This is a genomic window from Paenibacillus sp. MAH-35 (genome assembly GCF_058135425.1).
In genome coordinates, this window is the sequence record NZ_JBYUPU010000039.1 from 24,376 (window position 1) to 39,144 (window position 14,769).

14 protein-coding genes are annotated in these 14,769 nt (G+C 51.6%); 4 read left to right on the top strand and 10 right to left on the bottom strand.

Annotated features, from left to right (window positions below; all coding sequences use genetic code 11):
- Positions 1 to 129 precede the first annotated feature (129 nt).
- From AC3Y2E_RS27765 to AC3Y2E_RS27780, 4 genes are all read right to left on the bottom strand, one after another.
- A complete protein-coding gene (locus tag AC3Y2E_RS27765) occupies positions 130 to 1,737 on the bottom strand; it encodes a response regulator (protein ID WP_379216262.1) in 1,608 nt (535 codons plus the stop codon).
- On the bottom strand, positions 1,734 to 3,500 hold the full coding sequence (locus AC3Y2E_RS27770) for a cache domain-containing sensor histidine kinase (protein ID WP_379216264.1): 1,767 nt from the start codon (positions 3,498 to 3,500) through the stop codon (positions 1,734 to 1,736). The genes AC3Y2E_RS27765 and AC3Y2E_RS27770 overlap by 4 nt, the downstream gene beginning before the upstream one ends.
- 70 nt (positions 3,501 to 3,570) lie before the next feature.
- Entirely contained in the window at positions 3,571 to 4,398 is an 828-nt protein-coding gene (locus AC3Y2E_RS27775; RefSeq protein ID WP_190930392.1) for a carbohydrate ABC transporter permease, read from the bottom strand.
- 27 nt (positions 4,399 to 4,425) lie between these two features.
- Positions 4,426 to 5,343: a carbohydrate ABC transporter permease gene (locus AC3Y2E_RS27780; RefSeq protein WP_379216267.1), complete on the bottom strand. Its 918-nt coding sequence runs from the start codon at positions 5,341 to 5,343 to the stop codon at positions 4,426 to 4,428.
- Between the two features lie 365 nt (positions 5,344 to 5,708).
- Between AC3Y2E_RS27780 and AC3Y2E_RS27785 the strand changes: the two genes are divergently transcribed.
- Genes AC3Y2E_RS27785 through AC3Y2E_RS27800 form a run of 4 tightly spaced genes read left to right on the top strand, consistent with a single transcriptional unit; the run spans position 5,709 to position 9,789 of the window.
- On the top strand, positions 5,709 to 7,205 hold the full coding sequence (locus AC3Y2E_RS27785) for a spore germination protein (protein WP_379216270.1): 1,497 nt from the start codon (positions 5,709 to 5,711) through the stop codon (positions 7,203 to 7,205).
- A 36-nt stretch (positions 7,206 to 7,241) separates the two neighbouring features.
- Positions 7,242 to 8,387: a Ger(x)C family spore germination protein gene (locus tag AC3Y2E_RS27790; RefSeq protein WP_379216272.1), complete on the top strand. Its 1,146-nt coding sequence runs from the start codon at positions 7,242 to 7,244 to the stop codon at positions 8,385 to 8,387.
- A gap of 15 nt (positions 8,388 to 8,402) precedes the next feature.
- The gene (locus AC3Y2E_RS27795) at positions 8,403 to 8,687 is read left to right on the top strand and encodes a hypothetical protein (protein WP_332071418.1); all 285 of its coding nucleotides are present in this window, start codon (positions 8,403 to 8,405) and stop codon (positions 8,685 to 8,687) included.
- On the top strand, positions 8,680 to 9,789 hold the full coding sequence (locus tag AC3Y2E_RS27800; RefSeq protein WP_379216274.1) for a GerAB/ArcD/ProY family transporter: 1,110 nt from the start codon (positions 8,680 to 8,682) through the stop codon (positions 9,787 to 9,789). Before AC3Y2E_RS27795 ends, AC3Y2E_RS27800 begins: the two co-directional genes overlap by 8 nt.
- A 4-nt stretch (positions 9,790 to 9,793) precedes the next feature.
- Here the strand turns inward: AC3Y2E_RS27800 and AC3Y2E_RS27805 are convergent, their stop codons facing one another.
- The 6 genes from AC3Y2E_RS27805 to AC3Y2E_RS27830 form a co-directional block, all read right to left on the bottom strand.
- A complete protein-coding gene (locus tag AC3Y2E_RS27805) occupies positions 9,794 to 10,816 on the bottom strand; it encodes a serine hydrolase domain-containing protein (protein ID WP_379216334.1) in 1,023 nt (340 codons plus the stop codon).
- A gap of 14 nt (positions 10,817 to 10,830) precedes the next feature.
- A complete protein-coding gene (locus AC3Y2E_RS27810; protein WP_379216336.1) occupies positions 10,831 to 11,697 on the bottom strand; it encodes a MerR family transcriptional regulator in 867 nt (288 codons plus the stop codon).
- 411 nt (positions 11,698 to 12,108) lie between these two features.
- Positions 12,109 to 12,843 carry an alpha/beta hydrolase family protein gene (locus AC3Y2E_RS27815; protein ID WP_379216276.1) on the bottom strand — a complete coding sequence of 245 codons (735 nt, stop codon included), beginning with the start codon at positions 12,841 to 12,843 and terminating at the stop codon, positions 12,109 to 12,111.
- Between the two features lie 21 nt (positions 12,844 to 12,864).
- Complete coding sequence (locus AC3Y2E_RS27820) at positions 12,865 to 13,266, bottom strand: VOC family protein (protein ID WP_379216279.1); 402 nt, start codon at positions 13,264 to 13,266, stop codon at positions 12,865 to 12,867.
- A gap of 146 nt (positions 13,267 to 13,412) precedes the next feature.
- Positions 13,413 to 14,108 carry an HAD family hydrolase gene (locus AC3Y2E_RS27825; RefSeq protein WP_379216281.1) on the bottom strand — a complete coding sequence of 232 codons (696 nt, stop codon included), beginning with the start codon at positions 14,106 to 14,108 and terminating at the stop codon, positions 13,413 to 13,415.
- Positions 14,109 to 14,179: 71 nt separating this feature from the next.
- Entirely contained in the window at positions 14,180 to 14,533 is a 354-nt protein-coding gene (locus tag AC3Y2E_RS27830) for a VOC family protein (RefSeq protein ID WP_379216283.1), read from the bottom strand.
- Positions 14,534 to 14,769: the final 236 nt, after the last annotated feature.

Below are 14,769 nucleotides of genomic sequence, written 5' to 3' on the forward strand. Positions count from 1 at the left end.
AATTAGAGAAATCTACAATAACTACTACGAATATACGGAGTTGGGACAGGTGCCGAATCGTACGTTTTTTGCCGTTATAACAGGGATCGTCTGCAAGAACGTCCCCGTCTCTCCTCCCGGCTGCCAGTCTTATTTATTCAGCTCCGACGGATAATATCCGGTATGCTTTTTGAACAATTGGCTGAAGTACGCATTGTTTTTGTAACCGACGATTTGCGAGATTTCGAAAACTTTATAGTTTCCGGTTAGCAGCAATTCCTTCGCTTTTTCCATCCGCACGCGCGTCAAGTAACTGTTGTAATTTTCGCCGGTTTCCTGCTTGAAGATTTGGCTTAAATAGTTGCGGGTCAAATACACCTTCTCGGCAATCACATCAAGCGTTACATCCTCCGCATAATGCTGCTGTACGTACCGTTTGATGAAATCGATCGTTTTCCGGTGTTTTTGCGAGCTGCGCTCGTCCATCGCCCGGCAGATCGGAAACACCAGATCGCGGAGCCAGCCGGCGAAATCGGCAATGCCGTAGATCAGCTCCAGCTCCTTGTACATCGTAAAATCGGCGCGGAAATATTCGATTTGCAATCCGTGTTCGTGCAAAGCCAGCGTCACAATGCCGACGATATCGATCGCGAACTCCCGCAAATCGCCGATGCTCGGAGCGTCTCCTTCCCGAAGCGCACATGTCAGCTCGACGATTCTGGCCTCGACAAGCTCCTCCTGCCCGAGCATCATGGCGTCGACGACCGCCTGATAACTTTCGATCGGGCGCCGCGATACGGGCTTCGCCAGCTCCCGGACGTCCTCCTTCAGCAGCAGCTGTTTATCCGACATCCGCTCGCGTCTGGCCAGCAGATCGACCGCCGCCGCGTAAGAACGGGGGATGTCTCGGACGTCCTGCGCCACCGAACCGACCGCCGCCCACACTTGCAGCTTCAGGCAGTCCCGGACATGATCCAGCAGCTCCTGCGCCACCTGAATCCCCTGCCGCCTGGCCCGCTCCTGGCTCGCACACGAAGGAACCGCTACGACGACGGACAGCAGGTTGCGCTGAATATCGGCGACATGAACGCCGTCCCGATGACCCGCGAGCTCGTCCACTATATTTTGGACCGCGTAGGCGAACAGGGACAGATCGTTCGGCCGGTACGTGTGACGCTCCCGATTGATAAAAAACTCGATCAGAACGACGGTTACATATTGGCCGGAGAAGTCCAGCTTCAAATAATCGGACACTTTGCGGTAAAAGCCGGTTTGGCAAAAGCCCGGCTCAAGCAGCCCCTTCAACAGCTGGCGGCGCGTCGTCGGCAAATTGTAGGCAAGCAGCTCCCGGAGCTCTTTCTCTTCCTTTTCCTCCGAATCCCGCTTGGATATATGGTCGGCGACGTCCTTCAGCACCCGCTCGATTTCATCCAGCGTCGCCGGCTTTGACATATAATCGTGAACACGCAGCTTGACCGCGGATTGGGCGTACTTGAAATCTTCATATCCGCTTAAAATGATCACTTCCGCCGTGTTGCCCGCCTCCCGCAGCGCCTTCAGCATATCGATCCCGTTCATGACCGGCATGAATATATCCGTTAAAATAAGGTCTGGCTGAAGAGCCTCGATCTGCTCCAGCCCCTCCTTCCCGTTCATCCCCGTTCCGACTACCCGGATGCCGAATCGCTCCCACCGGACCGATCGGCTTAGTCCTTGAACGGTTGTCATATCGTCATCGATAATGACGGCTTTGATCATGCTGTCTCCCCCCTGATGTTCGGTGCCGGCTCCTCCGTCAGCTTGGGCACACGCAGCGTTACGCTTGTTCCTTGACCGGGCGCGCTGCGCAATTCCACCCCATAACGCTCACCGAAATACAGCTGAATGCGATCGTGCACATTCCGAATCCCGCCCCGCTCCCGTCCAGGCGCGGATTGAACGGTCTCCATCCCTCGTCCGTTATCCTCGATCCGGAAATAGACGCCCTGATCGTCCTCCCCGGCGGTAATCAACACCGTACCGCCTGTGCGCCCGTGCAGCCCGTGAAGGAGACTGTTCTCCACGAACGGCTGGAGAATCAGTTTCGGAATATAGCAGCAATTTAGCTCATCCGGCACGGCGAGCTCGAAGCGGATCGTCTGTTTATAACGGATCGTTTGCAGCTCCAGATAACAGCTCAGATGCTCCATTTCCTGGCGAACGTTAATAAACGTAGCGCCGCTCGACAGCCCGATCCGCAGCATTTTGCCGAGCAAGGCCAGCATATGGCTGATCTCGCGCGAGCCGGACTCGATCGCGTGCCAGTTCATCATATCGAGCGTATTGTACAGGAAATGCGGGTTGATCTGCTCTTGCAGCACTTGAATTTCCGCTTCGCGCTGCCGCCGGTTTTGCTCCGTCACTTGCCGGATCAGCGTCTCGATCCGTTCGGCCATCTCGTTGAAATGATCGTTGAGATGACCGAATTCGTTGCGGTAATCGTTATCGATCCTCTCGTTCAGCTTTCCGACCTTCATCGCATTCATCGCGCGGATCAGTCTGCGAATCGGAGCGGCGAACTGGACGGACAACAAAAACGCCATCGCAGCCGTCAGAAGGATGCATAAAAGGACTACGACCAGGATTACGCTCGCAATACGCCGGCTTCCTTTCGTAATCGTCTCCCAAGGAATGACGTCCATCGTTACCCATGACGTTCGGGTCTGCTTGTTCCAAATGATCAGCGATTTCATATCGAGCGGAGCTATCGCATAGTGGTCGGAAGCGGATTTGTCCATAATCGCGGCAATATCGCCGCTGGATCTGTCATAGGAAACCGGCTGGACCGGGCCGCCGTGAAATTGCGCGATCAGCCGACCGTTCGTATCGAGTATAAACCGGCTCGCATCCGTCTTGCTGCCGAACGCGAGCTTCTCGATATAGGACAGCTTCACATTCACGACGAGGACGCCGGCTTCTTGGCCAGCCGCGGACAGCACTTTTCTCGCAAAGGTGACGACCTGCCGGTCACCCTCCGGATAATCGCCGACCTCGACCGGATGAGCGCCGACCCAGCAGTAATCGGCATCCTTGATCTGGTCATACCAGGAAACCTGCTCCAGAAGATCGTAGCCGTATACCCCGCTCCCGGCAATATGGCTGCTGCCCGTCGTATGCTTCGCATACAGCTGCAGGGACAGAATGCCTTCCTTCACATAACTCGGCCGGCTGAGCAGATCGATCATCTCGGACGTTTGACCGAGGTGTTCGAACGGATCTTCGTTATTTTGCAAATAATGGATCAGCTTCGGGTTGCTTGCCAGCGCGAGCGAGTCGTATTCGACGGATTGGAGCTGCATGTCCAGTTGCTTGTTGATCTCGTCCAGCAGCAGCTTCCTTGAGGAGATCGTCTGCCCCACTACTTCCTGATTCGTAATGTAATAACTCGTCCAACCGAGAAGCAGGACCAGCAGGGCGGAAATAGCAAGGAAAGAAACGTAGAAAGTCGCCTGAAAGGAAAACGTCTTGAAAGGATTTCTCATGCGCCACCATCACCTGTCGTCTTACTGTTATACATACAGGATAAGGCCTGAACACGTTCGCCGTAAACAGCTATCCCTTAATCCCCGTTGTTGCAATTCCTTCCACAAAGTATTTCTGTGCGACCAGAAAAATAACGAAACAGGGGATGACCGACAAAAGCGCCATCGCATACATCGGTCCCCATGTGACCGCCGACGTATTGTCGAGGAACAGCCGGAGCGCCAGCGGCACCGTATATTTGGCCGTATCGGTCAAATAGATCATCTGCCCGAGAAAATCGTCCCACGTCCAGATAAAGCTGAAGATCGCCGTTGTGATAAAAGCCGGCGTGCATAACGGCAGCACGATTCGAAACGCGATCCCGATTGTGGAGCAGCCGTCGATTTTGGCAGATTCGTCCAAATCTTTCGGAATACCGCGGATAAACTGCACGATCAGAAAGACGAAAAACGGGCTGACCGCCAAAAAGTGCGGAACGATCAGCGGCAGCGTCGTCCCTACCCAATCGAACGATTTGAACAAAATGTACTGCGGCACCAAAGTAACCTGGGCAGGCAGCATCAGCGTCATCATCAAAATGCCGAACCATAGTTTTTGCAGCGGAAAGCGCAGCCGTGCGAAGCCGTAGGCGACCAATGCGCTCGATACCAGCGTTCCGGCAACGGAAAGCGTCGCGATAAAAAACGAATTGTAGAAAAAATGAGCGAAGCTGAAGCCGGGAATGGCCGTCCAGCCTTCGGAAAAGTTGCTCCACTGAAACTCGCTCGGAAACAGCTGCGGCTTCGGAATGTCCTCGTTCGATTTCAGCGAATTGCCGACCAGCCACAAGATCGGATAGATCATAACCAGACTTGCCAGAATCAGTACGGTATAACGATATAGAACAGCTTGTTTCATCCGGGTCTCCTCCTTGGCGTCGATCGGTTACGTTTCATAGTGCACCCATCGTCTGGACGACCAGAAAATCAGAGCCGTACAGATGGCGATAATGACAAGCAAGATCCAGGCAAGCGCGCTGGCATAGCCCATATTGAAGTACGCGAAAGCTTTCTGGTACAAATAAAGCGCGTACACGAGCGTCGAATTGATCGGTCCGCCCTTGGTGACGATAAACGCTTGGGTGAACATCTGGAAGCTCCCGATAATTTGCATGACCAGGTTAAACAAAATGATCGGCGTCAGCATCGGCAGCGTAATCGCAAAAAAAGTGCGAATCTTCGAGGCGCCGTCCACCGAGGCGGATTCGTACAGATCCCGCGGAATCTGCTTCAGTCCCGCCAAAAAGATCACCATGGACGAACCGAACTGCCATACCGCCAGCAGCACGAGTGTGTACAGCGCCGTACCCGGATTGTTGATCCAGTCCATGCCTTGGAATCCGAACCAGCCAACGATCCGGTTCAGAATGCCGTCCATGCCGAACAAGTTGCGCCAGATGGCGGACAGCGCGACGCTTCCCCCGATCAAGGAGGGCAAGTAAAACACCGCCCTGAACAGCGACATGCCCCGGAGCGCGCGGAATAACAGCAAAGCGACCAGCAGCGCGAAAATTAATTTCAGCGGCACGGACAGCGCCACATACGTCAGCGTAACTTGCAGCGACTTCCTGAATTCGCCGTCCTCCGTTAAAATCTCTTTGTAATTTTCCAGTCCGATCCAATTCGGCAGCTCCAGCAAGTTGTACTGGGTAAGCGATAAATAAAACGATTGCGACAGCGGTCCGATCGTCAGTACGAAAAAGCCGATCAGCCAGGGCGATATAAACGCGTACCCCCATAACGGCTCCGTCCACCTGCTCCATTTGCCCCCACCGGATTTCGTTATCCGACGTATGTGCTCCATCTGCGTCACTCCCAGCTCGGTAATAGCTTGATTCGCTTTGTACTCAACATGTTACCGTTTGGGAGCAGCGCTTGAAATGAGAGAAATCTATAAATAATAATACAAACATACACGTTTTACCGGTTTCGCTCAGGACGTTTCAGGCTTTTTGGGGATCGATCGGACAACCGTCTCCAAAGCGCTGTCCCCCCATCCCAAAGTGTCTCAGGAAATCGTCGAAAGGTAGAAACTATCCAGCAAGCTTCAGGACCATCCATACGGATGGCCTCATTTGGTTGAGCGGCAAGAAGCCGGAGCGTGGGCGAATGCATACTTTTTTTGCCGCGGCCGCATACTAACCACAAAAACTGGAAAGGAAATCCTGTATGGAGGACCGGAATCTGCCCGCAACTTCCGATCTGGTTTCAATCCGTCTGACGGAAAACCGGTTACGCATCGAGGAGTTGTTCCGCCATTGTCACGATCTGAAGCTGCAACCCTGGAATTATGGCTCGGGGCTGGAGCACTCGGCCTTTTCGGTTTATTTGGATACGTTAACGGATAACGGACAAGAAAGCTATATGAAAGCCACCTTCCGGGATCTGTCTCCGTTATTGGCCGGGCTTGATGCCAGGCTGACGCCCGACGAGGTGAGCCGTTACTTTGAAGGCCAGGGGATTACGACACACCCGCCGTCGGTACTGAACAGCTTCGATCGAGCCGTCAAGCAAATTTTGCGGGGTGGCATCGTTATCTTTATCGATGGTTGGGATCATGCGATCTGCTACGAGATGCCGGGGATTCAGACAAGAGCGGTCTCCGAGCCTGTGACGGAATCCGTCGTCTTCGGCCCTCATAACAGCACGATTGAAGATCTGCATACGAATATCGGTTTGCTTCGCAACTTGCTGCGGACGACCAGACTGAAGTTCGAATCGTTTTACAGTGGGACAGAGAGCGACCGGGAAATCGTATACGGCTATCTGGAAGGCGCCGTCGATCCGCAAACGCTGGCCGAATTCAAAACGAAAATATCCCGGATTGGCAAGCAGGAAATATTGGATACGAGCTATCTAGAAGCATGGCTGGAAGAGTCGACGTATTCGCCGTTTCCCCAGGTCCGATACACCGAACGGCCTGATGTCGCAAACGCCGCTCTTCTCGAAGGGAAAATTATCGTACTCGTTCAAGGAACGCCCAGCATTCTGATCTGCCCCGGCTTGTTCGTGGAGTTTTTTACAGCTAGCGAGGATTATTATCAGCGGACGATTTATGCTTCGCTGGTTCGCTGGCTTCGCATTGCGGCTTTTGTAATAGCGCTTACGCTGCCCAGCCTGTACATTGCCCTTTCTACGTTTCATCCGGAGCTTATTCCAACCGTGTTGCTGCTCGCCATCTTGGATACGAGGGAAAAAATCCCGTTTCCGGCGTTCGTCGAGGCCCTTATCATGGAGTTTTTTTTCGAGCTGCTGCGGGAGGCGGGCATTCGGCTGCCCAGGCCGATCGGCTCGGCCGTCAGTATCGTCGGTGCGCTCGTAGTCGGTCAAGCGGCCATCCAGGCCAAAATCTCCTCCCCGATCATGGTCATTGTCGTAGCCTTGACCGGTATCGCTTCGTTTGCCTTGCCGCAGTACAACCTGGGGATCGCCTTGCGGATTCTTCGCTTTCCGCTTATGCTGCTGGCGGCGACGCTAGGCGGCTTCGGGCTTATGATCGGATATTTTTGGATTTTGCTGCACGTCAGCAAGGTGCGTGTTCTCGGAGTGCCCTATTTGTCGGCTCTCATGCCCTTGCAGCCCGGCCAGCTTGTGCGCGACTTTATATTTCGGGCTCCCATGAAGCTGCTGATGCGCTCTCCCCGAAAACGTCCGTACCACGAATAGCCGAAGCTCGAATCCCGGCCGAAAGGAAAGTGACCCATGAAGCGCCCTTTCGTATTCGCCCTATGCATATGCTGCCTCTTTTCTTTATCCGGCTGCTGGAATAAGTTCGAATTAACCGATTGGGCTTTTGTGCAAGCCATCGCCATGGACGGCTCTCCGGACGGCAAGGTGCAGTTGACCACACATTTTTACAAACCGGGTGGGGGCGGTTCGTTAGAGGGAGGACAGCAAGGGCCGACCGCCTTTAATATTACGACAAAAGCGGATACGGTGTTCGAAGCGATCCGCGACATCCCGCTGCGGCTTGGCCGCAAAGCGCAGTGGAGTCATATGCGGATCATTCTCATTAGCGATCAACTGGGAAAGACGCGGAATATGAAGGAGCTGACCGACTTTTTTATGCGCGATCATGAGCCCCGGGATACGGTTACGGTAGTGATAGCGAAAGGAACGGCCAAAGACTATTTAACCGAGAAGCCGTTCATCGAAAGCACGATCGGTCAGCAACTGCGGGAGATGTCGCGCTCCGCCGCCAGACTGTCCAGCAAAACGAAAGACGTCGATATGCTGAATCTGGCCATCCAGTTCAAAAGCCAAACGGGGATTGCCCTGCTCCCTTATCTGTACAGCAACGGATTCCCGGGAGAAGCACTGTCCAAATTAGCCGTATTGAAGGACGGCAAGCTGGTAAACGATTTTATGAACTCGGCCAACGTGGAAAGCCTCGTCATTTTGCGGGATGAATTCGACTTCGGTATTCTTGAAATTCCTTGCGGCGGCGATTCCGGCAAAAAAGAAACGATCGAGGTCACCTCGCTGCATACGAAAAAACGCGTCACAACGGATGCGGAGTCGGTCTCCGTCCGGTTGGACACGAAAATAAAAGGCAGCTTCAGCGAGATCCGCTGCACCTCCGCCCTGAATACGGATGCCGAGAATCAGGTGGTGGAACGGATTCGCGTTTATTTGGAGAAGGAATTGCGCAAGGTGATCCGCCTGTCCCAGCAGAGAAAACTGGATCTCCTCGGAATCGGGGACTGGCTGTACCGGCATCGCCCCGAGTTGTGGAAAAAATGGAAACCCGGCTGGGACAACCGTTATGCAAAGGCCGATTTCGACCTGCACATCGACGTGGAAGTGGTCAATTCCGGCGTGCTCATATCGAAGCCTTATTACGAATAAACGGAGGGATCAGGCATGGGAGAAAAAGTGATCGTGTTCACGCTGGCAGTGGCTGCCGCTCTAATCGCCGGTGTGAGAGATTGGAAGCCGGCCTCCAGGAAAACCCGGGTCGTCTATGTCCTGGTTTTCCTTTTTGCCGCATATACGGGATACGGATACGTGACGGACAAGCCCTTGCCTAATCTGCATAGCGCCGTCTCTCTGTTGTTCGATCAGACGGCCAATCGCCTCGACACGTATTTAAAGCCGCAAAACAAGCCGGAAGCACCCGTGCCCGAAGGGGAGAACGGGGATGAATAATCACGAATCCGTCAGCTCCTGGCAAATGGCCGCCCTGCTGTTCGTCTATACAACCGGCTCCACCATCTTGTACATTCCGAATCCGCTACTGGCGGCGGCGGGCGGCGGCGCATGGCTGTCCTGGTTTTTATCCGGACTCTTCGGACTCCTTCTGCTGTCGTGCATGCTTTTTCTGGCCCGGCAATTTCCCGGACAATCGCTGGTGGATTACAGTACGCAGACGATCGGCTACGGGTTGACGGTCGTCCTCCTGCTCCCTTATTTGGTATTTGCGCTGCTGCTGTCCTCATATATTTATTTCTCGGTCGGCTTCTTTTTTACGACTACCATGATGAAAGAAACGCCGATGTATGTGTTCAACGGATTCATCGCCCTCGTATCCGCCATGACCGTAAGGGCGGGGAACGAAGTGATGGCGCGTATGTTTACGCTGCTGCTGCTGGTGTTGGCCGGCTCGATTATACTGGTGCTGCTGCTGGGAATTCCGAACTACCATCCGGAGTACCTGCTCCCGGTCATGCCGGACGGATTTAAACCTCAACTGCACGGCGTATATTTGGTATCCGGTTTTCTTTATGGGGATTTCGTCGTATTTGCCATGTTGTTCTCGTATATTCGCGTCCAGAACAACCGTATCCGGCTTAAACCGATTTTTATCGCCTATCTGTGCAATTGGTCCGTTCTGCTGCTGGTTACGCTGTGCACGCTGATGGCGCTCGGGCCGATGACGAACGAATTCCGGTATCCGATCTATATTGTCGCCCGATTGATCAGTATTCAGGAAATCGTGGAACGGGGCGAGTCCGTCATCGGCATCTCGCTGCTTGCCGGCTCCTATATGAAATCGGCGCTTGCTTTGTACGCGCTCAATTTAACGGTCGTGAAGCTGATCAAAGCGCGGGATCAGCTGCTGCCGGTCGCCCCTCTCGCCCTGCTCGGGTTTTTATTGTCGCTTGTGACCGTCAGGCAGGAAGCGGCCTTTAATGAAGTGCTGCTGTCCTGGCCGTTCGTCACCTTCTCGGCAAGCTTGCCGGTATATGTGCTGTGCATCTTAACGATCGTGAAGAAGCTGCTCCCGGGCCAGCGGCAGACAAGAAGTTAATCCGTCAGTCTCGTAGCGCCGGGAGAATATGTTCCTTGATCAGTGTCCATCGATCGCGCGGATTCATGACGAATGCCGAGGCAATCACTACGACCAGATCTTGATCGGGCATACAGCAAATCATATTCCCGCCGTCGCCCATCGCGGAATATGCGAAAATGCCGTCTTCCTCCCGCAGCCACCAGAAGTAACCGTAATGATTGGGGTTCATCGCCGTCGATTCGTTTATCCAACTCGCGGGAATAACCGGCTCGTTGTCCCACATGCCGCCATTCAGATACAGAAATCCAAACCTCGCCATATCGCGGGGCGTCAGCGCAAGCCCCCATCCTCCTGTCGAGTTGCCGTTCGGGTCTTTAACCCACCCTCTCACCTCGCTGCCGAATAATTGTTCGAAGCCGAACGCGCTCATCTCGTAATCCGGGATCACCTTCATGCCGATCGGCTTAAATAACCGTTCGTTAGCAAACTCCCGGGCCGTCGCTCCCGTGCAGCGGGTGAGGATCGCGGATAGCAGATGCGCCCCTGCCGTAGAATATTTAAAATCGCCGACCCTTCCTTGTTGACCGAGCATGTCCAGGGCATACCTCGTCCAGTCAGGCTGCATACACATCCGATCCAGCGGTTCGCGCCAATCCTCGAACGGATAGGGGGCCGTCATTGTAAGAAGATGGCGTAACGTAATTTCCCGTTTCAGCGGATCGGCGGTATCGGCTGCGTATTCGGGGAAAAAATCAAGCACCTGCTGGTCGATGCTTCGAATGTATCCTGCATCTACGGCAATGCCTATCAGGGCCGACAGAATGCTTTTCGTTACCGAGGCCACATGGTGAGCATCGTCCGGACCGCAGCCGTTCAAGTAATTTTCATAGGCGACGAATCCGCTCTTCACCACAAGGATACCGCTGATGTTGCTGTATTCGGACTTGAGGACTCGTTCAAGATCCGCAAGCCGTCCCGCATCCATACTCAAGTCCGCCGGGTCGGCGGCTTGCCACTCCGTAGTCGGCCAGTAGCTTCTCTTGATCGTTCTGTTTGTTCTCACGGTCGATCCCCCGCCCCTTCACGATTTGTGTTCAATCGCTGCTTTTTCGCAACAGGAAAATATACCTCAGTCACCAGTTCCCCGGGAGCTGCAACCCGATCAGGAGCGGTTAGGTAAATCTCATATGGGGAGTTCACCAATACATATCCTTCCTGATCCATCCATCCCCTCAGCTTCGCGTACACCGACGTTAATTCCGAATAGGAGCCGTTCAGGACGGCCTTCGCACATGGGCCGCCGTTCAACTCTCTCGTTCCTTCCCCGATCTCCCTGATCGGAATCGCAAACTCCGTATCGTTGCCGGTTGGATCGTACTCGGGGCTGTGGTAGATCGTAATCGGCTTACCCAGCAAGGTGAGCTTCTCCTCGGCGATCTTTTCATACAGCCTGCTGAAATACTGATCATACCCTGCCGCATAGTCGTCACTAGTCATCATCCGGCGCATGTAAAGCACATTCAACGTCCGGGTCTCGACGAGCTGCACTTCGATCCGGTCCAGATAGGACATGATCGGGATACCCGCCTCCAAATTAAAGATGTCGGTGTTCAATTGGTTTAGCGAACATTCAATTGCCTTTCGTTTCTCTTGTAATTCTCTTCTCTTTCGGTTCAGGATGGAGTGAAGTTTCTCCTCGGCCAGATCGTCTTCCAGGTCCAACATCGTTTTGATTTCTTCCAAAGAAAACTGATACGATTTCAACCGGCTAATAAAGAGCATCTGATATAACTGCCCGATGGAATAATACCTATAGCCGTTCTCCGCTTGAATTTCATCCGGTTTAATTAACCCGATCTCATCATAATACCGGAGCGTTTTTGCAGATACTCCGCAAATCTTCGAGAACTCTCCGATCGACAGCACACGGTCACCCCCATTCTTCATCAATTGCCCCCTGCGTCGTTCGTTCTACCGGGTTCATCTTCACCTTACACCTTCCCCTAAGGGCAAAGTCAACTGTTTTGGCTTCTTTGGGGAGTCCCGTTATCCGTAAGATATGGCTCAGCAAATTTCCCTAAACCACAAAAAAGCAGTTCGGGATTTAATCCAAACTGCTTTCCGCTAACTGCCTCTATACGCTCGCGTATATTTCTTTTAATAACGCCAAAGCTTCCGTCTCTAATTGATACAATTTCTTCACGATAGAGTTACATAAATCTTTCTGTTTGAGATGCATCAAGCCCGCTAGCCTTGTAGTTTTCTACTTTCCACTTTAAGTAGAGGCGATAGGTCCGGGCGCATAGCAAAAGTGTTATTTTCACTTTGAAGTCTTTTCTAATAAATTGCTCCGCTTAAATGATTGTCAAACCATTCTTTACATTTTTGTAACATACCGATTGTTATTTGATGATTCACTCCAGCGTATTCCACTAATTCTAAAATCCCGGCATACTTGTTGGGCATAACACTCATAAAGTGTCGCTGGCTATCTATTGGAATTGTCGTATCATCCTTGCCATGAAGCATAAGGAGGGCCTTACTTTTCATATTTTTTAGGTGTGATACAGGATCGTGAGTTTCTACTAGCAGCCGTTTTCGGGGACACATCGGATCTATCCCTTTTTTTTCGCGATATAAATCCTCAAACGTGGTCCAGGCGCAAGAGCCATTAATCACGACAGCTGGTGCAATTCTGGAGAAGTTGGAAAAAGCGCCTGCAGCAATAAAACCGCCGCACGAGTGTCCAACAATCCCTATTTGATCTTGTGTTGTTGATATTTCACTTGCGATTACTCCAACTTCCTGTATCCCTTGTAACACAACTTCCCAGAAGTAGTCTTCCAATACCGTATCGTCAAAATAATTAAGTTCTCCTCGTTCCCCATGATACGGCAATTCAGGAATTATGACTCGGTAACCCCAACTAGCAACCAAAGAGCCAAAAAAGTTATAATTCTCGATATTCGAAGCCCAGCCGTGGTACAACAGGATGGTGCTTTTGGACGGAGAGGTTGGCGTAAATTCTAGGCAAGGTATGTCTCCGACGTGAAACTTTATATGTGTGCTCATTATTCCTCCGGATACGTTCCCCTATTTAATCAGTCCCTTATTAACAACCCCGCCGCCAATCGCAATCTGATAGCCGTTAATGTCCCGGAATGTAAACTCGCTCCAATCTTTGGTGTAATGCGGCTCTCTAACGATCGGTATGTTTTGTTCCATCACTTCTTTGGCTAACTCATCTACGGCATTGGTATAGGCAAAAACGTCAAAATACTGCTCCTCATAACGGGAACTGATCGGGCTCACTTCTTCCTCTTGCAAGGCTTCAACCAAAATTAGAGTGAGACTGTCCCTCGATACATGATGATGTTTTACTTTGGAGCCGTTCACTTCATATATAAAACCTAATTTTGAGTAAAATTCAACAGTTTGTTCCAAGTTCTTCACTACCATAACGAATGAAGCACCTTCGATTGCTATTGCGGACATTGGGATCGCTCCTGACCTAGTAAATTGTTACTACGAAACAAAGTATATACAGTTGATCCCCTGATTGTAAACTCAGTCTGTCGAACGAGATCTCGCTTTCATCATCCCGCTCAACCGATTCCATTTTGCAGTGAAAAGATCCGCAATCAGACCAGCCCAATTATTAGCTCTCTTAAATTCCTGATAGTACTGGTTTGGCCCCATTGATTCCTACCCCCGTCTCGGTCGATTAATACGGATTTCATGCCAGCACAGTTAGCGCCTACTATATCTTTGTTTTCGTTTCCTACATAAATCATATCATGCGGATCGATCCCCATTTTCTCTGATAGAAAATAAAACCCTTCCATACGGGTTTTACGATATCCGACATCTACGGACGTAACAATCACATCTATATAGGCTTGAATCAAACGAATATCCCGAAACACAAATTGCTTGTCCATACCGTAAGGAACATCTGTCAGTAGCCCAATCTTTACATTTCGTTCTTTTAATGTTTTAAGCGTGCTTAACGTATCCGGATAGAGATGAGAATCCTTCTGAAAGTAACTAAAAAAAGTTTCAATTGCATGCGAAAGGTGAGTATCGTCTGAGATGCCCCACTCTTTGAGGATCTCGCGAAAAATTTCGGTATCTGTAACTTCAAAATCCCTAGGGTTTTCCCTTGTGTTATAACGAGATAAAATCTCCAATGCTTGATTTTGCAGTTCACTGCTGGCACTTACACCAAGTTCGGTTTGAACTCTCGAAATTGCGTCCTTGTATAAAGTGCTCCAGTTTAAAGGAACATTTGGGTAACAAATAAGTGTTTCACCTAGGTCAAACCCGATTGCTTTCATATACATCTCCATTATGATTAGTTTTCACACCCCGCATTTCTACCAACCCCGCTTCAAAATCCCATATTCATTCACGACCTATGAGCCAAAATATTCACAAGCTTGCCAAAAGGATCACGCACATAAAACCGACGAACTCCCCAAGGCTCGTCCGCAGGGCCGTATTCGATCGGGAAGCCGGCGGCCTTCATCCGTTCGAACGCTTCATCGACATCGTCAACTTCAATCGACAGATCCGGCGTTTGCGTACCGGAACCTCCTTGCGAGGCGAAGCTGATCTGGACGCCCATCTCCTCGCTTGACCCGTACGTTGTGATCCACCCGTGATCCATCCAGACATCCAGACCAAGTACATCTTCGTAAAAGGATTTGGCGGCGTTGATATTCGGTGTATGGATATTGGCGACAATACGTTTGACTTTCATAAGAACCCCTCCCTTTCAAAAGATCAGTTACTTCTGGCACGGGGACCGACAGGACTGGCGCTAAGAAGGTGAAGCTCTGCCCGCGTGCTCCTTCTCCCGTTGTTTCACCGGCAATCCGCCGCTCTTCGGTCGAGCCTTGGAAAAAACTCAGATCCTAACTCTTTCTTCGCCAATCGCGTTTCCCCTTTTTTTACTGAGAGATTTTGGAATAATCCGAGGTCAAAGGGGGACTGCTC